The organism is Lysinibacillus sp. YS11 (assembly GCF_002896375.1).
GTDB lineage: Bacteria > Bacillota > Bacilli > Bacillales_A > Planococcaceae > Lysinibacillus > Lysinibacillus capsici.
Map to the genome: position 1 here is coordinate 1,633,651 of NZ_CP026007.1, position 17,813 is coordinate 1,651,463.

Here is a 17,813-nt window from a genome sequence, read left to right on the forward strand (position 1 = left end):
TCGATTTTTTCGAATTTGTATTTGACATAAAGTGTGCATAAAGGAAAACACTAAGAAAATCTTAAGAATTGATGTCTGAGTTTGTTAAGATTTAATTAGTATTATATCCTTATACGAATCCTATAGGGGTGATTGACATGAACCTAAAGCGGTGGAGGAGTGAATGTAGTTGAACATTTTGATTTGTGATGATGATAAAGAAATTGTTAGGGCGATTAGCATTTATTTAGAAAATGAGGGCTATCAAGTATTCAAAGCTTACAATGGGATAGAGGCAATCGATCTTATTCGAGATCACATTATTCATCTTATTATTATGGATATTATGATGCCCAAAATGGATGGGATTACGGCGACGATGAAGATTCGGCAAGATAATATGATTCCGTTAATTATGCTTTCTGCTAAATCAGAGGATTATGATAAAATACTGGGATTAAATATCGGAGCAGATGATTATATGGCCAAGCCGTTTAATCCATTAGAACTTGTGGCTAGAGTGAAATCGCAGCTCAGAAGGTATACGACCTTTGGAAGTCTTGAGAGGAGTAGTGCTGTATTTCAAACGGGTGGTCTTGTGATTGATGATGAACAGAAAATCATTACTGTTGATAAACAAGAGGTTCATTTGACACCAGTGCAATATAAAATCTTAAAGCTTCTCACAGCCAATGCTGGAAGAGTATTCACGATTGAAGAAATTTATGAAAAGGTATGGAATGTCAGGGCTATTAATCCTGAAAATACGGTTTCGGTTCATATTCGAAAGATTCGAGAAAAAATTGAAATTAATCCAAAAGAGCCGAAGTATTTAAAAGTTGTATGGGGAGTTGGGTATAAGGTTGAGAAAGTTGAGAAGTATTAGTCATGCACTTATTACGAAAGTAGTTGTGTTTCTAATTGCTGTCGCTTGTTTAACTGGTATAGCGAGAGTAATGATTAACATGGAATTTAATGAGATTCATCTTAGTAGTATAAATCAAGATAACTATTTTGAAAGTCGAGCATTCGCAGATGAAAGTTACAGCATTATTGCTCCTTTAGCGCAATTAATCGGAAAATACAAAAGTGAAGAATATATTTTAAGTGGGAAGACACTAACAGAAGAGGATAATAGAAGAATCGAAGAGGAATTATATTATGATTTTCGCAATTCTTACAGATATAATCCTAATTTGAGTGAAGAGGAAAATAAGCACATCTATCAGGAAAAATATGCAAAAGACATTGCTAGAACAAAAGAAGAAAGTATGACAGAACAGGTAAGAAATTTTTATCAATTACGCAGTTCGCTCGAAGCCTATGAAGGAATTGTGTTTTATGCGAGTGACGGTGAACATAAGTTCTCCAATAGTGATCTCACGAAGAAAGAGCAATTTGAATCCTTTGATGCCTATATGTTATTTGAAGATTATCAACAAAAGCTTTACCCAAATGAAGTGAAAGAAAGTCAATACTTGGATTACTTTACACACGAAGTTAACATGTTGAACCCACAAACAGATGTTATTTATGTGGCCTTTAAAGATTCTTACCTACAGCAAAAAATATCGGAATGGGAAAAAGATAAAGCGGCTGCCCAAGGTTTTCTGAATGAATGGATAGTATTTCTAGCAGGGTTTATTTTATGTTTTGTGTATTTAATCATAGTTATTGGAAGAACGCCATTTGATAAAGAAGAAATTCATTTCCATGCCATAGATAAACTTTATAATGATCTTAATATTGTGCTTATCGGTTGCTTAACAGCGATGTGGATCGCCATGATTGTTGAAGTCTTCCGTGATATGTACATGTTCTTCACCGTGCCTATTTTTATCATTGGCTTACTATTGATTTTATCACTCGTAAAGCATATTAAAAATAGAACGTTATTTCAGCATACACTCCTCTATCAACTTTTCAAAAAGCTATTTATTTTGCTGAAACATGTTTTTGACAGTGGCAGTACAGGCGTCAAAATTGTGCTGCTAATTATTGGCTATCCATTAGTAGTGGCAGCTACGTTTTTCATGTTTCCTATTACGATGGGGATTGCTGCCTGGTTGGCAATGAGAAAGGTGAAGTCGTTTAACCGCATTAAAGAGGGCGTAGAGCAAATTAAAAATGGAGATCTTCATCATCGAATTGAAGTTGACGGAAAAGGGGAGTTTAATCAACTTGCAGAAAATATTAACCGTATTACAGATGGGTTAAAAAAGGCAGTGGATAGTGAAATCAAGAGTGAGCGTTTAAAAACAGAACTTATTACGAATGTTTCGCATGATATTAGAACGCCTTTAACGTCAATTATTACGTATGTTGATTTATTGAAATTAGAAAACGATCCTAAAATGATTGAAGAATATGTAGATGTGTTAGATCAAAAATCGAAAAGACTCAAGCTTTTAACGGATGATTTATTTGAAGCGGCTAAAGCATCAAGTGGTAGTATACCTGTTCAGTTAGAACGGATTGATATCGTCTCATTACTAACGCAAGGAATTGGAGAAATGGATGAAAAAATTGAAGCCTCGTCATTAGATTTTAAGTTAGCCCATCCAACAGAAAAAGTGTATGTGAAGGCTGATGGTAAACTCCTATGGCGTTCCATCGAAAACTTATTCTCGAATATTTTTAAATACGCACTGCCTACATCAAGGGTATATATTGGTGTTGAAGACGTAGGGAATGAAATACTTGTGACATTTAAAAATATTTCAGCATATGAATTAAATATTTCAGTTGATGAGTTAATGGAACGCTTTAAACGAGGTGACGAATCAAGATCAAGTCAAGGTAGCGGATTAGGGTTGTCGATTGCTGAAAGCCTTATTCACATCCAGAATGGCAAATTCTTAGTTCAAGTAGATGGTGATTTATTTAAGGTCATGATTTACCTACCGAAATTTCCAAATGAATAATGTAATAAAGGAATAGGATACATGCGAGTCCTATTCCTTTTGTGTACGTAAAGAAGATAAAAAAGAGAGCGGCATAAGCCAACTCTCCCTTAACTTAGTTAAAATTCTTTTGTAAAAATGCCTTTGTACGGTCGTTTTGAGGGTTTGTAAAGAAGTTGTCTGGATGATCGGATTCGATAATTTGACCACCATCCATAAAGACGACCTTATTTGCTACCTCTCGTGCAAAGCCCATTTCGTGTGTTACCACAATCATCGTCATCTGATCCTCTGCTAGGCTTTTCATAACCTTTAATACTTCGCCTGTCAGCTCAGGATCTAAGGCAGAGGTAGGCTCATCAAATAATAAAATTTGAGGATTCATCATAAGGGCACGTGCAATTGCTACCCGCTGTTTTTGGCCGCCAGAAAGATTAGCTGGAAAAGCCTTGGCCTTGTCGGAAAGACCAATTTTTTGTAGTAAATCTTGACAGCGTTTTGTCATGGCTTCTGTCGATTCTGTTTTTAATAAGCTCGGTGCCATTTCAAGGTTTTGCTGAACGGTTAAATGGGGGAACAGGTTAAAGTGTTGAAAGACCATCCCCATTTTAGCTGTGATTGCTTTGATGTCTTGTGGCTTTGTATATCGACCATCTTGCACTAAATAATCGCCATCTACTACAATACTGCCACCATCGATTTCTTCTAAATGTATTAAGCTTCGAAGCATTGTACTTTTCCCAGATCCAGAGGGACCGATAACTGCAATGACATCATTCTTCTCTACTGAAAATGTAATTTGTTTCAGAACCTCCACCTGATCGAAAGATTTCTTCAAATTTGTTACTTCCATTAATGCCATATGTGTCACCTCTATTCGAATTTAAAGCGTTTTTCTAGCCATTTAAAGAACACCGTCAAGACAAGGGTCATGACTAAGTAAATTGCACCAGCAATAAAGAACGGTGTAATTGTGAAGTCACGATTGACAGCTGTTTGCGCAAAATGTAGTAATTCTGGAACAGCAACTGCATAAAGTAGGGCTGTATCCTTAATTAGTGTAACGGATTCATTTGATAAAGCGGGTAAGGCGACACGAAACATTTGTGGCAAAATAACACGTGTCGTCGTTTGCCATTTGGATAAGCCGAGTACCTGGGCTGCCTCATATTGTCCTTTATCGATGGCAAGAAGACCACCACGGAATATTTCTGCAAAGTAGGCAGCATAATTTAAAATAAAGCCAAGACAAGCGGCCACAAAACGATCCAATACTAAATATTCACCGATTACTGGCAGCATAGGTAGACCAAAGCAAATTAATAATAATTGTAGTAATAGTGGTGTACCACGCATGATATAAATATACGTATGTGCAAGCCAAGCGAGTGGTTTTATCCGACTTTTTACGGCGAGTGTTAGTAAAAAGCCAAATGGAATCGATACCAGAATGGCAATGAAGAACAGTAAAACTGTCATTTTTGCCCCTTCTAGCATCGGTAATATCATAGTTTGCCAGTAATCCGCCATAACGATGTCCCTCCAAAAAGAGTAAGAGTTCCGCTAAGGAAACTCTTACAGTTGATGTATCCTGTCATTATTTTAATACTTTATCTTCACCGAACCATTTTGTTGAAATGTCAGCCGCAGTACCGTCTTCATTCATTTTGTCTAACGCGGCTTGTAGTTTTTCTAATAAGGCTTCATTTCCTGGTTTCACACCAATACCGTATTGCTCAGGTGCGAGTGATTCCTCTAATAATTTGAATGTGTCAGGCTCTTGTGTCATGTAATATTCTGCAACTACAGCATCGATTACCACAGCATCAACACGGCCTGTTTTTAAGTCTGATAATGCTAAAACATTATCCGCAAATTCTGTAATTTTTTTCACTTCTTTGTGAATTGGATTACCGTTTAATGCATCGGCTGCAGAAGAAAGGGATTGAATACCTACTTCTTGTCCAGCTAAATCACTTAGCTTCGTAATCTTTGAATCTGCCTTTGTTATTACAACTTGAGAGTTTTCAAGATAAGGCTTTGTAAATAAAACTTTTTCCTTACGTTCATCTGTAATGGTATAACCGTTCCATATTAAATCAATACGTCCACTTAATAATTCAGCCTCTTTTGTTTTCCAATCGATTGGCTGGAATTCTGCTTCAACGCCCATATGCTCTGCTGCAGCGCGAGCTAAATCAATATCGAATCCAACGATGTCATTTTTATCATCGCGGAAGCCCATTGGTGCAAATTTATCGTCAATTCCAATAATAATTTTTTCTTGATCTGCTGCTGTTTCGTCTTTTTCTGCTGTCTTTTCTTTTGAAGTACCGCATGCTGCTAAAACGATGACAGCTGTCAGCATCATAAATAAAGTCAATACACGTTTCATTTTAGTTTCCCCCTATAATCTAACGCTTTCGTTTGCTAAACTACTAATGTGTTAAAGGATAACATCGTACTCTAACAATGTCAATATCGTTTTCGATTAATCAGAAAATGAGCAGCGTTATCTAGCATTTTTTTGAATATCATAAAATTATGAAATTGGGGGAAAGTAAGTAACTGAAGAATAGGGAAAAGAAAAAGGGACTGCTCCAATAGAACAGTCCTGTGAAATGAGCTAGCCATTTTTGCTTTGGATTGCTTTTCGTGCCAAGGCATCAGCCGCTTTATTTTGTGAGTCGGGCACCCATTTGATAAAGAATAAATCAAAGCTAGTAGCAAGCGCTAAAGCTTTTTCTAAATAAGGTTTAAATTCCTCATTTTTCACATATTCTTTTTCCATAGAAGCAACAACGATTTTGGAATCTGAACGCACCGAGACAAGAGGGGAGCCTAGCTTTTGTGCTTCTTCAAGACCACGAACCAATGCTGAAAACTCAGCAATATGGTTGTTTGTTTCCCCAATATACTCGCTGATTTGGATCTGGTGACCTTCACCTTTAATAAATATTCCTATACCACTTGGCCCGGGATTTCCTGCACTGGCAGCATCTATATAAACCTCTAACATATCATCCCTACTTTGCGTTTTGACTTCTCTATAATTGTACAACAAGGCTATGGGCAAAGCATCCTTGTGGGGCAATTCGTGTTTGAAAAAAATACGTTGGAAGTAAACAAAATAGTTGCTTGTTGAAATTGAACGCTTCATAATAGTAGGAAGTGAATTTTGGACGTGAAAGGAGCGAGAGTTCAACATGGATAAAGTGACGGTTATGAAGGATATTGATGAACTGCATGATACGTATTGTTCGGATTGCTTAGTGATTAAGCAATTACGTAAAGAACGTGGTAAACCAGGGGCTCATCGTTTCTGCATTGAAGCCTGTTCAGTTGGAGAAAAGCTACAGTTCCTAGGGGAAGAACTTTTAAAAGTTTATAGCAAATAAACACATGAGAAAAAGCTACATGTATTAGCAAAACGCTAGTACATGTAGCTTCTTTAATTGTCAAGATTATTTCGTTTCAGCATAGCTGCTTAGATCTTGGTAATACTTTGTAAGAGAGGAAGCCGAAATATCGAATGTCGCAGCGATTTCTTTTACCGTCATAGAAAGGGACTCAAACAGCTCCTTTTCCTGACCGTAACGAATAGCACCAGCTGCAATGGCCGCTTCTTTACGCGCAGTCGGTTGACCTTCAATTAAATAGTCTTCTAAAAGCTCAAGCATCGGTGCTGTTTCACGCTCATTTTGCTCTAGGAAGTCTTTTACTTGTGTCAGGACATTGCTCTCAAAGTTTGAAAATTCCTCACCTTTATAGCCATTTGATACTAATAACTCCCAAAATGCTAGGTGCTCTTCTTTTAAGAAGGAGCCAACCTTCTTCTCTGAAGCCTCAAAGCGCTTCTTAAATTCTTCAAAGACCTTCGCATGATCCTCTGGGAAGAAAATCAGTGTAGACACAGCTAAATAATGAGCCGATTTCTTCGTGCCATCTGGTAAAATGAAGGCAAATACATGCATACCTTCAGGAATCGGTTTGTTATTTTCACGTCGAATATAAAGTTCATCATTTGTAAGTATATGATTAGCCTTGAAATATTTTTCCTCAACAACAGACACCGTACCAATAAATAAAGTAGGCTGAGACCAATCTTCAAGTACTTTGACTGTAGAAGGTCTTACCGCTTTTTTCTTCGTTTTCTTCAAATAATTTTTCCAAATAGATGGCTCTTGATGGAAGAAAAAGTCGTCTAAAGCGATGGCTTCAATAAGCTCTCGCTGTAAAACGCTCTCTAATTTAGGCTGCCATGTGCCCACATGCTCAATATAGGCACGAACATCTTTACGTTCTGGATATTCTAAGTAAAATGTTTGTAGCACACGCTCTAATTCTTCGATTTGTACTGCTTCCACTGTTACTTGTTGTTTGCCTTCACAACATTTTTTATATTTTTTGCCGCTACCGCATGGGCATGGATCATTACGTTTTACCATAATTAGAACACTTCCTTTAATCATTGTTAATCGTATATTGCTAAATAATTTGCGTACTCTTAATAATAACGGTACTTTTGTATGAAGAAAAATGATTGTCTATTTTGAAATATCTAAAAAATATAGAGGGACGCCCTGATTCTAGTATATGTACGTATTTTTATACTTAGAACTAAAAAAGAAAACGATCAATACCTTGAATAGGCAGGACCGTTTTCTAGTTAAATTATTGCTGAACCGCTTCGATTTCCACTGTTAGACGTTGAAGCTCATCAATTAAATGGCCAATGTAAGCAATTGTATCACGAAGTGGTTGGTCAGTCGTAATATCAACACCAGCCATTTGCGCTAACTCCACTGGTGATTTTGTACCGCCAGCCCGAAGAACTGCTAGCCAATCTTCAACAGCTGGAGCGCCCTCTTTTAAAATACGTTGAGACACTTGTGTGGAGATGGTTAACCCTGCACTATATGTGTATGGATAAAGGCCCATATAATAGTGCGGCTGACGCATCCATGTGAGTTCAGCACCTTCAGAAATAGCGACTGTATCGCCCCAGAAATCTTCCAACACGGAACGTTTTAATTGATTGAGGATGGTTGCATTAACTGCTTCTCCAGCATCAATTAATTCATATACTTTGCGTTGATAGGCAGCTTCTAGTAAATGTGTAACAAAGTTATGATAATATGTTTTCGCTACAATATTGGAAATTACCCAACGTTTAAAGCGCAGATCTTCATTATGTGTTAGTAAATAATTCGCTAACAGCATTTCATTCATTGTCGATGGCGCTTCAATAAAGTATAGAGATGGTCGACTATTAAGATAAGATTGATGTTCATACGTATTTGCAAAATGTCCAGCATGACCAAGCTCATGAATAAGTGTAAAGACTTCATTCATTTGTTCATTCCAAGACATTAAAATATAAGGATGGCTTCCATACGGACTTGAACAAAATGCCCCTGTAGATTTTCCTTTGTTTGGCGCATAGTCAATCCAGCGTTCATTAAAGGCTCTCTCCATTAATTGATTATAGTCTTCACCCATAACGGCTAATGCCTTTTCAACATATTCTTTTGCCTCAGCCATTGATAATCTTGGATCATACTCAGGATCCAGCGCAATTTTTAAATCTGCAAATGTCATTTGGTCGATTCCGTTGGCTTTTTGAATTAACGTTGCATAGCGACGCATATGCGGGGCAAGCTCTTTTGTAATTAAATCAATTTGACGATTATAGAGCGAACGATCGACATCTTGATCAAATAATAAATAATCAATGACAGAATTAAAGCCTCTTAGGTCAGCCATTGTTTTTTCTTGTTGAATATGTGTGTTATATACTTGTGCCGTTGTATGCTGGTAATCGCGTAGCTTGCTTGAAAAAGCTTGAAAGGCAGCACGGCGTACATCTGTATTTGCTTCAAACTCCCAGTCATTTTCGTACAGCACAAAGCTAAGAGGATGCTTTTCGCCATTGGCTTCAAATTCGCCAAAATCCATGTCCACTAATTTTGTCGTATTGTACGTTTTATATGGCGCGTCAAATGTGGCACTGAAGGCTGCCAGCGCTTTTTCCACTTCAGGATGGAGCTGGTGTGGTTTTCGTTTTAATAATTCCTCTAGATATCGTTTGTAAAGAGGGCTTAATGTCGCTGCTTCTTGTAAAACAGCTTCATCCAATGCCAGTAACTCGCTGCGCACGAAGGATAGTGCACTGCTGACTTTTCCTATAGCTGTACCAAACTTTGCCGCACGCATTTGTGCTACATCATTTGTGCGATCTGTCTCAAGATTTAAGCTTGCATATGTGCCAATCGGAACAAACTTTTTTTGTAGCTCTTCAAAGGCTGTTAACACGTCGATTACTTTTTGTGCATTTGTAATCGTACCTTTGTATTGTTGCTCGAAGCTAAGTGCATCTTCCACTAATTGTGCTAAGGTAGGTTCAAAATCAGCCTCATTGCTCAATAAATCTGTTAAATCCCAAGTTTCCTCTACTGCAACATCTTTTCGTAATGGTAAAACTTTCATTTATGGACACCCCTTTACATATAAGTGATTTCATTATAACGAAACTATTTCGGAAAGTGAAATAATTTCATAGAATAGTTGAAATATTCTTACTCTAAATCGTTTCTCATGAAGGATGTTTGAAATATTGTCGGTCGGGAACAATGAGTGTATAGCCAACATCTTTTATTACTCATACTAATGGCTAGAACAAGACATATTGGAGGAGAAATTGATTATGACACAAAACTTAAACAAACAATTAAATAAGCTAGTGGCGACGTGGTCTGTGCTTTATACAAAGCTACACAATTATCATTGGTATGTCACAGGTCCAGCCTTCTTTACACTGCATGCAAAATTTGAAGAGCTATATAATGAAACAACATTGAATTTAGATGAAATAGCAGAGCGTATTTTATCAAAGGATGGCAAGCCAGTGGCAACATTAAAAGAGCATCTAGAGCTATCCTATGTAGATGAAGCAACAGGTGAAGAAACGACAGAGGACATGGTTGCAACGACAATCTCAGATTTCCAAAAGCTGATGAAAGCTTTAAATTCTACAATGGAGCTAGCCGCAGAAGAAGGAGACGACCGTACAGAGGATTTACTCAATGCCATGTATCAGTCTCTTGAAAAGCATACATGGATGTTAAAGGCCTTTCTTGACAAGTAAAAATTGACAATTTGCATGCTGAAGAAGAAATTCTCTCCAGCATGCTTTTTTTCTGCCCTGAACTTATTATGTCAAATCAGCAACGTAGTTTAAGGCAATTTAACAATTATTACAGTTTAGTAAATTGGGTTTGTTTGTGTGTAGTGCGGGTAATTACCTAGTAAGCCATACAACATAGGAGGAATTGAACATGATGAATGAACAAAATCCAAAAATTGAGGTGGCCCATACAAGGGATGAAATGCTTCACATTTTAGAGAATATGCGAATGGAAGGTTATCACCAAGACGATATTCATATTATTGCGAGAGATCCCCAACAGTTTGAGGATGTAAAATGGGATGCCGATGTGCAAACGCATGAGGCTGGAAATTGGGTAGATCAATTTAAATCTTGGTTTACAGGCGACTCAGCCGTTACAGAGGGTTTAAAACGATTTAATCTGTCAGAGGGACAAATCGCTTACTATGCGCATCTTGTAGAACAGGGAAGTATTGTCTTATATGCAGAACATGAGGATGATGTCGATACACTCCAAACATATCCAGAGACTGCTGAAGAGCAAGAGGAGCGTTTAAGAAATCAGCAGCGTATGGCAGAGGCAGAGCAATATAGAAGATTTTTATAATGAATCAAACTAACGAGATATGACTATTTCTCGCTAGTTTGAATATAGACAAAGTCGATTGTTTCGACTTTGTCTATTATTTTATCTAGCATGTCTTGAAAAGAAGGGCTATTTTTTAAATGCCATCTTTATATTTAGAAATGTTATTTTTCGCATTTAGTATTGAAAGAATAGGATCACTTGTTTTCTTTTTAAAAGGTTGCGAAAGCAGGTCTTGTAAATTAGTAGATTCTCTAATATCAAGGCTTTGTTTGGTTTCCATTAGGAGAACCCTTTGTCCTGTTGGTTTGACAAGGTATTGACGTACATAGCCATTTTCGTATCTGACCTCAATTTTCGATTTGTTCTTTTTTTCGTCTTCCTCTTCACGGCCACCGACATGTCTCATTAAATCCAGTAGGTTTTGTGTATGAATTGGTTGATTATCCTTGGTTGGTAAATAATATGACGTATGTAAGGTTTGAATTTGCATGTATGAATCTCCTTTATTTTCGTACCTGTAAAAATTATACTATTTTACATGTAATCGTGCTATAAATTCAATACATAGTAAAAGGAAGCTTGAGAAATAACTCTCAGCTTCCTCTTTTATTCATATGCACTATATTATTGTATGACTTTTTCCTGTGCATCCTTTTTCATAAAACGTAATACATGGAAATGCTCTAATTGTGCTACTAAATTCCCTATAAGAATGAAGCTGCCACCAATCATTAATTTCATTGTTATGCCTTCTCCGATAAACATCATGGCAAACATAGCGGCAAAAATTGGTTCTAAGGAGAATATAAGACCTGTATGTGTAGCAGAAGTATACTGTTGTGCAACAGTTTGACCAACAAAGCAAAACGCACTACAGATGATGCCAAGCCCTAAAATAGCAATCCAGGATATTGCTGAATTTGGCATTGTTGGTGTTTCGAATAGAAAGGTTAACACAAGTGCATAAATACCAGCAAAGCCAAGCTGATAAATTCCGTATGAAATGGACTCTACATTTCGTGTGAATGAGCTATTTAAAAGTAAATAAATTGAATAACATAACGCAGCAATTGCTACTAATAAATCACCTTTATGGAATGTGAATGAGCCGTGTGCTGTTAAGACGGTAATACCAATCATGGTACAAATGATTGCAAAGCTAACTGCTCGAGAAGGTAATTTTTTTTCAATAAAGCTGCTGAAAATCGGCACTAACACGACCGTTAGGCTCAAGATGAAGCCAGCATTTGAAACAGAAGTAGATTGTAAACCAAATAAACTTAACGCGAACACAATGAATAATAAAAATCCTTGAATAGCCGCATATTTTAATGTTTTACCATTTACTTTGATCATCCGTTTGTAAAAAATAAGTCCTGCTACGAAAAATGCGATGATACAACGTAATGCCACCACATTATAAACTGCCAACGTTTCTAGCCCCATGACCATAAAGGTATAAGAGAGCCCCCAAAACATTGTGACAATAACCATCAATACATTTGCTTTTCCTTGGATACTCATTATGTTCACCTACCATCTGTGTACTAAAACAGTTTTATACTAAAAATTACTATATATCTTGTGTTGTGATTAGTAAAACGAATGTTTATAATGAATAGGATTAAAAAAATTCATGTATATAGAGGGATTGCGGATGAGCTTAGTGAAATATGAGATTTTAACAAAGGTGGCAGAGGTGGCAAGCTTTACAAAAGCAGCTGATGCGCTAGGGTTAACACAATCTGCTGTGAGTCATGCCGTGTCGAGTTTAGAAAAAGAGTTTGGCTTTGCGCTCATTCATCGAAGTCGTGTGGGTGTGACATTAACGAGTGAGGGACAAACAATGCTAAGGGCAATGCGTCAGGTTTTGGATGCTCAGGAATTATTGCAACAGGAAGCAGCTCACATTCATGGCGTGACACGAGGTAAGGTTCGAATTGGTGTGATATCGAGTATTTCTTCAAATTGGATGCCAGAAATTGTTCGGATTATGGATAATCAATTTCCAGGGATACAGGTGGAGTTACGAGAGGGAGATTACTATGAAATTGAACAATGGCTTTTAAGTGGTGAAGTAGAAGCAGGATTTTTGAATGGTCAAAAGTCAGAGCAATATCAGTTCACTGAGCTCCAACAAGACCCATTATTATGTATTGTTTCGGATAAAAGTCCATTGTTTGATAAGACAGAAATTGATATCGTAGATTTAGAGGATATGCCATTTATTATGACTTCCTATAAAGGGACAAATGATGTCAAGGTGCTATTAGAGCAATATCATGTTAAGCCGAATATCCGCTTTGAGCTTTCCGAGGAGGTAGGGATTCTTTCCATGATTTCTCATCATTTAGGGATCAGTATTTTACCTCAGTTGGTTATTCAAAATTTACCGCCAACATTGAGGGCGATTCCATTAAAGCAAGGTGGCTACCGAACGATTGGTATTGCCATGAAACACCATGCTTCGCCCGTCACAAAGAAATTTGCAGAGATATTAAGTGCTTGGCTAAAAGAACAAAACAGCTCCCTAAAATAGTGGCTATTGAAGCCTATCCTTACATTACGTTAAAATAGTATTTGTATATATTTCAGAAAATAGGTGAGTGTATGGGGACATTACAGGGCAAAACCGTACTCATTACAAGTGGGGGAACACTTGAAAAATGGGATCGTGTACGAGGTCATACGAATTTATCAAAAGGCACAATGGGGTGTTATTTAGCAGAGGCGGCGCTGGCTGCTGGCGCTAACGTAGTATACATGCATGGTTACTTTGCACAGCTCCCAGAAAACCAAAATGATATGACATTGATACAATTTGAAGGCATAGAGGATTTAGGACAAAAGGTACGTCATGCAGTTCAACAACAACATGTCGATATCGTTATTATGGCGGCTGCGGGCTCTGATTGGGTCATTGACAAAGTATATGATCAATCAGGTAATTTAATGGAGGAAACGGGGAAAATGCCTTCTGACGAACCACCTATTATTCATTTTAAAAAAGCACCAAAAGTATTAGGTCAAATTAAGGGATGGCAACCGAATGTAACGTTAGTAGGCTTTAAGCTCGAAGCAACGAATGATGAGGAATTCTTGTTAGCTCGTGCCAGACGGCGTATGGAAACAGCCAATGCACAATTTATGGTAGCAAATAGCTCTCAGTCTTTATATGGGGGGGATGAACCTCATTGGATTGTACCTGCCGATGGACAGCCTCTTAAAGTAATGGGCAAGCAAAAAACAGCAGAAGCTTTAATGATGTATTTACAAAATCAATAAATGTGAACTGTGTAGAGAAATATTTCTACACAGTTTTTTCTTGTCTAAAAGGTTAGCATCCTATAATATTTACTTAACGGTCGGTAAAAAAAGGAGGGTAATAATGGGAAATAAAGAACAAACTTTTCACAAAATTATAGAAATTGCTTATGGGATGTTTGCGGAAAATGGATTTGAAAAAACAAGCTTAGCAATGATTGCTACAGAGGTCGGTATTTCAAAACCAGCCATTTACTATTATTTTCAATCAAAAGATCAATTAATCGCTTTCATATTTGATGAATTGTATAAAGAAATTCAACATGATGTCGCTGTGGATTATAAAGAGCTTTCTTCTGCTAATTTTAAGGAGGAATTACTTAAGCTAGGCTATAAATCTATTGAGGCACAGGACAAGGACCCTTATTTTAATAAAATATTTAATCAATATGTACTATTAGCGGCCCGCGATGAAAACTATAAAAGACAATTAGTAGAGCTAGAAACCAGCTTTTTAACGAGCTTTGTTGCTATCCTACGATATGGCGTACAGCTAGGCGTGCTAGAGGATACTCCACATATAGAAGCGAAGGCACAGATGCTAGCCCTCGTCTATGATAATATCGGTAATTTCATGTTAACAGGCAACCAATTGAACTATAGGGCTATTTGGAAGGAGGCTGTACATAGCGTTATCCAAGGGGGCAAAGATGACAAAAAGAAATGATGATCGGCGCATTGAAGGTCTTGATTTTGCAAGAGCTCTCGCCATGCTTGGCATGTTCATTGTCAATTTTGGCGTCATAACAGGTTCTACAACGAATGGTTCAACATGGTTAATTGCCTTCCAACATCTTTTCGAGGGACGTGCTTCGGCCGTATTTGTCATGCTAGCAGGAATAGGGACAGCCTTAATGACTCGTCAGGCTAGAGAGAGTAAGGACCCAATCCTTCTTCGTCAAAATCGACTTACTTTGTGGAAGAGGGCGCTTTTGTTATTTACGATAGGGATAATATTATATGCAATCGGCTGGACAGGAGATATCTTACATTATTATGGCGTGTATATGTTTGTTGCTGCTTGGTTGATTGCCCAATCCAAGAAAATGATGATCTTCATAATCGGTGCCATCCTTATCCTTTCACAATGGCTTCAAATTCAATTTAGTTACCTTGCTGGTTGGCATCCAACATATGTGCTACTAGAGTATCTTGATTTTTGGACACCAGCAGGATTTATAAGAAATTTGATGTTTAATGGCTATCATCCACTATTCCCCTGGATTTGCTTCTTTCTGATAGGTATGGTAATGGGCACATTAGATTTAACAAATCATACATTAAGAAAAAAATTACTGGTGATAGGTTTATTGTTAGTCATCATGACTGAGACTTGTTCAACGTTATTCATTAAGATGACAACCATTCATTTATTAGATGTAGAGAGTGCATTGTATTTATTTGATACAGGACCGATTCCCCCGAATATGATGTATGTCCTATCTAATTCGGCTTCGGCTATTGTCATCATTGTTGGCTCCATCTATCTTGTAGAGACATGTAAAAATAAAGTTATTCAGTCTTTCATATTAACAGGACAAATGTCTTTAACGCATTATGTTGGCCATGTTGTTATAGGCATTGGAATACTAATTATTTGCCAAAAGCTGGAGAACCAAACACTTGCTTTTTCCATGCTGTATGCCTGCTGTTATTTTTTGGGATGTGTCGTTGTTTCTGTATGGTGGAGGACTAAACATCATCGAGGCCCACTTGAATTCATGATGAGGAAATGGAGCTTGTAATAAATTAATGGATTGCCATCTATTTCTCACTGACTAGGCATAAAATACTTTAGGTTTAGGGAGTCTTTTAATCTAAACGACATATTGCATAGTATTCAACTAGGTTTTCTAATATTTTGTATTGACATTCCTATAGCAGAATTATAGAATTATTTTCAAGAAACGCAGTACTCTTATCAAGAGAGGTGGAGGGACTTGGCCCAATGAAGCCTCGGCAACCGAACAACAGGTGCCAAATCCAACAGATGGTGTCTGAGAGATAGGAGGGGCTATCAATCAGTTTGATGCGTTGGCCTCTTTATGAACAATAAGGATAAAAAAGAAGGGGTGTATCGTATGGCTCAGTCAGTAAAAGTAGATGATAAGAAACTAGAGGCAATTGCGAAGGCGATTCAAAATCTTGAATTTGGTGAAGTGCATATTACGATTCAAGATGGTGTGATTGTGCAAATTAATAGGCTTGAAAAGCAGAGATTTCCGCAGAAAAAATAACAATGATTTCAGTAGAACTTATGTCAAACGGCCACCTATAAGCATGAAGGATTTCCTGTGCTTACAAGTGGCCCTTTTTTTGTGTAAAGGCTAGCTATAAAAGCTTTTTGGTATGGGACCGATATGACGGCGATGATAAAGCAAAGGCTCTTTTTGAGCATTTGTAATGTCTACGACCTGCCCAATAAAAATGGTATGGTCGCCAGCATCGATTTGCTGAAATGTTTTACATTGTAAATTAGCTGCTGTATCATGTAAAATCGGTAGTCCTAAAGAGGAAGTTGACCATTTTGCTTGTGCAAAGCGATCAGGGATTTTACTGGCAAATAGTGTACATAAATGCTCTTGATCACTCGCTAAAATATTGACCGCAAAATTTGGCGCAGTCGTGAAATAAGGATGGAGCTGAGATTTTTTATCGAGTGACCACAAAATAAGGAGCGGGTCGATTGAAACAGATGCAAAGGAATTGACGGTTAAGCCAATCGGTTTTGTGTCATGACATGTCGTGACAACTGTTACGCCTGTAGGATAATTACCTAATGCCAATTTAAAAGCAGCTACTAAATCTGTCATTCAAATCACCTCTTTATGAAATTAGTGAACGGAGTTTGTAGGTAAACGAAACTTTTTTTCATATCCTACTAGTAACTCCTTTTCTTGAGTAAATTTTAAACTAATCAAACATACAGGTAAAGGTAATGGGGAAAGAAAGGGGAATGGCCATGACTTTATATTTTGATCATTTGGTTCATCAAGTGGAATCACCAGAAAATATAAAGGTTTTCTTCAATAAACGAAATGTCCATACAGTGAATGGTGGGCAGCACACGATGTGGGGGACTTATAATACGTTAAGCTACTTTGGCTTAAGCTATATTGAACAAATTGCTATCTATGATCGTGATTTATTTGAGCAAGCGGCACAATACCCATATTCCCTACATTATACGTTTAAACGTGATCAAGAGCGCCAGGGATTTTCTCGAATTGCTCTGCGCACAAAAAATATTGAGGAAGAGGGTCGACGCTTGCGAGCATTGGGCTATGAAGTATATGGACCAGATGCATGTAGCAGAACAAGACCAGATGGCACTGTGGTAGAATGGAAGCTACTGCATTTTGGTAAGCCAGATCTGCCAATTGATTTTCCATTTTTGATTGAATGGGCGGAGGAAGATGAAGAGCGTTTGGTTCAATTAAAGGCAAGTGGTGCCATTGATGTCAAACAGGCTATAACGATGGAATCCGTCCAATTCTACGTCAAGGACATGCAGGCAACAGTTAAGCTGTGGCAAGAGGTGTTACAGCTACCAGTGCCTACGCAATATGAGCAGTATTTGTCACTACAGCTACCGAATATGCGCTTAGATTTCTATGAGGAAGAGAGCGCGATGACAATGACACTTGGTCATGTCAAAGAGGGACCATTTGGTGTGACATTAAAGGATCCTAAACGAACAAAGGAAACTTTAGTTTGCCCTGGTGCTTTTTATTGGATAAATCGATAATGAGAAAAGGCTGGGCCATAACTAACTGGGACCTTCATAAAGCTGAATAATCTTTAAATTAACAAACATGATAACTAGAAAAACCGAACTATTCCGAAACAC

20 protein-coding genes and 1 riboswitch are annotated in these 17,813 nt (G+C 37.5%); of the genes, 11 read left to right on the forward strand and 9 right to left on the reverse strand.

The genetic code is table 11. The features are described from left to right. The first annotated feature begins 169 nt into the window (after positions 1–169). Complete coding sequence (locus LBYS11_RS07745) at positions 170–865, forward strand: response regulator transcription factor (RefSeq protein WP_048390068.1); 696 nt, start codon at positions 170–172, stop codon at positions 863–865. After that, entirely contained in the window at positions 843–2,903 is a 2,061-nt protein-coding gene (locus tag LBYS11_RS07750) for a HAMP domain-containing sensor histidine kinase (RefSeq protein ID WP_103117783.1), read from the forward strand. Before LBYS11_RS07745 ends, LBYS11_RS07750 begins: the two co-directional genes overlap by 23 nt. Before the next feature lie 94 nt (positions 2,904–2,997). On the opposite strand, the gene LBYS11_RS07755 is transcribed toward LBYS11_RS07750, so the two are convergent. The 4 genes from LBYS11_RS07755 to LBYS11_RS07770 form a co-directional block, all read right to left on the reverse strand. Beyond that, positions 2,998–3,744, reverse strand: a complete 747-nt coding sequence (locus tag LBYS11_RS07755; RefSeq protein WP_103117784.1) for an amino acid ABC transporter ATP-binding protein — start codon at positions 3,742–3,744, stop codon at positions 2,998–3,000. Positions 3,745–3,755: 11 nt separating this feature from the next. Next, positions 3,756–4,412, reverse strand: a complete 657-nt coding sequence (locus LBYS11_RS07760; RefSeq protein WP_004269380.1) for an amino acid ABC transporter permease — start codon at positions 4,410–4,412, stop codon at positions 3,756–3,758. Positions 4,413–4,479: 67 nt separating this feature from the next. Continuing rightward, positions 4,480–5,277, reverse strand: coding sequence for an amino acid ABC transporter substrate-binding protein (locus LBYS11_RS07765; protein ID WP_054550807.1), 798 nt, complete (start codon positions 5,275–5,277; stop codon positions 4,480–4,482). 231 nt (positions 5,278–5,508) lie between these two features. Further along, the gene (locus tag LBYS11_RS07770; protein WP_066037704.1) at positions 5,509–5,901 is read right to left on the reverse strand and encodes a ribonuclease HI family protein; all 393 of its coding nucleotides are present in this window, start codon (positions 5,899–5,901) and stop codon (positions 5,509–5,511) included. Between the two features lie 187 nt (positions 5,902–6,088). On the opposite strand from LBYS11_RS07770, the gene LBYS11_RS07775 reads away from it, so the two are divergent. Beyond that, on the forward strand, positions 6,089–6,280 hold the full coding sequence (locus LBYS11_RS07775) for a zinc-finger domain-containing protein (protein WP_004269383.1): 192 nt from the start codon (positions 6,089–6,091) through the stop codon (positions 6,278–6,280). 66 nt (positions 6,281–6,346) lie between these two features. Here LBYS11_RS07775 and LBYS11_RS07780 read toward each other — a convergent pair whose 3' ends face one another. Both LBYS11_RS07780 and pepF read right to left on the reverse strand, forming a co-directional pair. Further along, positions 6,347–7,330 (reverse strand): SEC-C domain-containing protein, encoded by a 984-nt coding sequence (locus tag LBYS11_RS07780; protein WP_004269384.1) that lies wholly within the window; start codon positions 7,328–7,330, stop codon positions 6,347–6,349. A gap of 226 nt (positions 7,331–7,556) precedes the next feature. Beyond that, positions 7,557–9,371: an oligoendopeptidase F gene (gene pepF, locus LBYS11_RS07785; protein ID WP_103117785.1), complete on the reverse strand. Its 1,815-nt coding sequence runs from the start codon at positions 9,369–9,371 to the stop codon at positions 7,557–7,559. A 217-nt stretch (positions 9,372–9,588) separates the two neighbouring features. Here pepF and LBYS11_RS07790 point away from each other — a divergent pair, with 217 nt between their 5' ends. Further along, positions 9,589–10,029 carry a Dps family protein gene (locus tag LBYS11_RS07790; RefSeq protein WP_054550810.1) on the forward strand — a complete coding sequence of 147 codons (441 nt, stop codon included), beginning with the start codon at positions 9,589–9,591 and terminating at the stop codon, positions 10,027–10,029. A gap of 190 nt (positions 10,030–10,219) precedes the next feature. Next, complete coding sequence (locus LBYS11_RS07795; protein WP_048390084.1) at positions 10,220–10,657, forward strand: general stress protein; 438 nt, start codon at positions 10,220–10,222, stop codon at positions 10,655–10,657. A 115-nt stretch (positions 10,658–10,772) separates the two neighbouring features. Here the strand turns inward: LBYS11_RS07795 and LBYS11_RS07800 are convergent, their stop codons facing one another. Both LBYS11_RS07800 and LBYS11_RS07805 read right to left on the reverse strand, forming a co-directional pair. Continuing rightward, positions 10,773–11,129 (reverse strand): hypothetical protein, encoded by a 357-nt coding sequence (locus LBYS11_RS07800; protein WP_048390086.1) that lies wholly within the window; start codon positions 11,127–11,129, stop codon positions 10,773–10,775. Between the two features lie 134 nt (positions 11,130–11,263). Next, entirely contained in the window at positions 11,264–12,163 is a 900-nt protein-coding gene (locus LBYS11_RS07805) for a DMT family transporter (RefSeq protein ID WP_004269389.1), read from the reverse strand. Between the two features lie 133 nt (positions 12,164–12,296). Here LBYS11_RS07805 and LBYS11_RS07810 point away from each other — a divergent pair, with 133 nt between their 5' ends. The 5 genes from LBYS11_RS07810 to LBYS11_RS07830 all read left to right on the forward strand — a co-directional run bounded on the left by LBYS11_RS07810 (position 12,297) and on the right by LBYS11_RS07830 (position 16,200). Next, on the forward strand, positions 12,297–13,178 hold the full coding sequence (locus LBYS11_RS07810) for a LysR family transcriptional regulator (RefSeq protein ID WP_048390089.1): 882 nt from the start codon (positions 12,297–12,299) through the stop codon (positions 13,176–13,178). A 71-nt stretch (positions 13,179–13,249) separates the two neighbouring features. After that, the gene (locus LBYS11_RS07815; RefSeq protein ID WP_103117786.1) at positions 13,250–13,924 is read left to right on the forward strand and encodes a phosphopantothenoylcysteine decarboxylase domain-containing protein; all 675 of its coding nucleotides are present in this window, start codon (positions 13,250–13,252) and stop codon (positions 13,922–13,924) included. 103 nt (positions 13,925–14,027) lie between these two features. Continuing rightward, positions 14,028–14,630: a TetR/AcrR family transcriptional regulator gene (locus tag LBYS11_RS07820; protein ID WP_066037708.1), complete on the forward strand. Its 603-nt coding sequence runs from the start codon at positions 14,028–14,030 to the stop codon at positions 14,628–14,630. Next, entirely contained in the window at positions 14,614–15,708 is a 1,095-nt protein-coding gene (locus LBYS11_RS07825) for a DUF418 domain-containing protein (RefSeq protein ID WP_103117787.1), read from the forward strand. Before LBYS11_RS07820 ends, LBYS11_RS07825 begins: the two co-directional genes overlap by 17 nt. A 170-nt stretch (positions 15,709–15,878) precedes the next feature. Further along, positions 15,879–15,974, forward strand: a riboswitch (SAM riboswitch). 34 nt (positions 15,975–16,008) lie between these two features. After that, positions 16,009–16,200 carry a YezD family protein gene (locus LBYS11_RS07830; protein WP_036218773.1) on the forward strand — a complete coding sequence of 64 codons (192 nt, stop codon included), beginning with the start codon at positions 16,009–16,011 and terminating at the stop codon, positions 16,198–16,200. Positions 16,201–16,290: 90 nt separating this feature from the next. Here LBYS11_RS07830 and LBYS11_RS07835 read toward each other — a convergent pair whose 3' ends face one another. Next, positions 16,291–16,776, reverse strand: a complete 486-nt coding sequence (locus LBYS11_RS07835) for a flavin reductase family protein (protein ID WP_048390098.1) — start codon at positions 16,774–16,776, stop codon at positions 16,291–16,293. Between the two features lie 149 nt (positions 16,777–16,925). Between LBYS11_RS07835 and LBYS11_RS07840 the strand changes: the two genes are divergently transcribed. Beyond that, positions 16,926–17,711, forward strand: a complete 786-nt coding sequence (locus LBYS11_RS07840; protein WP_048390099.1) for a VOC family protein — start codon at positions 16,926–16,928, stop codon at positions 17,709–17,711. The last annotated feature ends 102 nt before the right edge of the window (positions 17,712–17,813 follow it).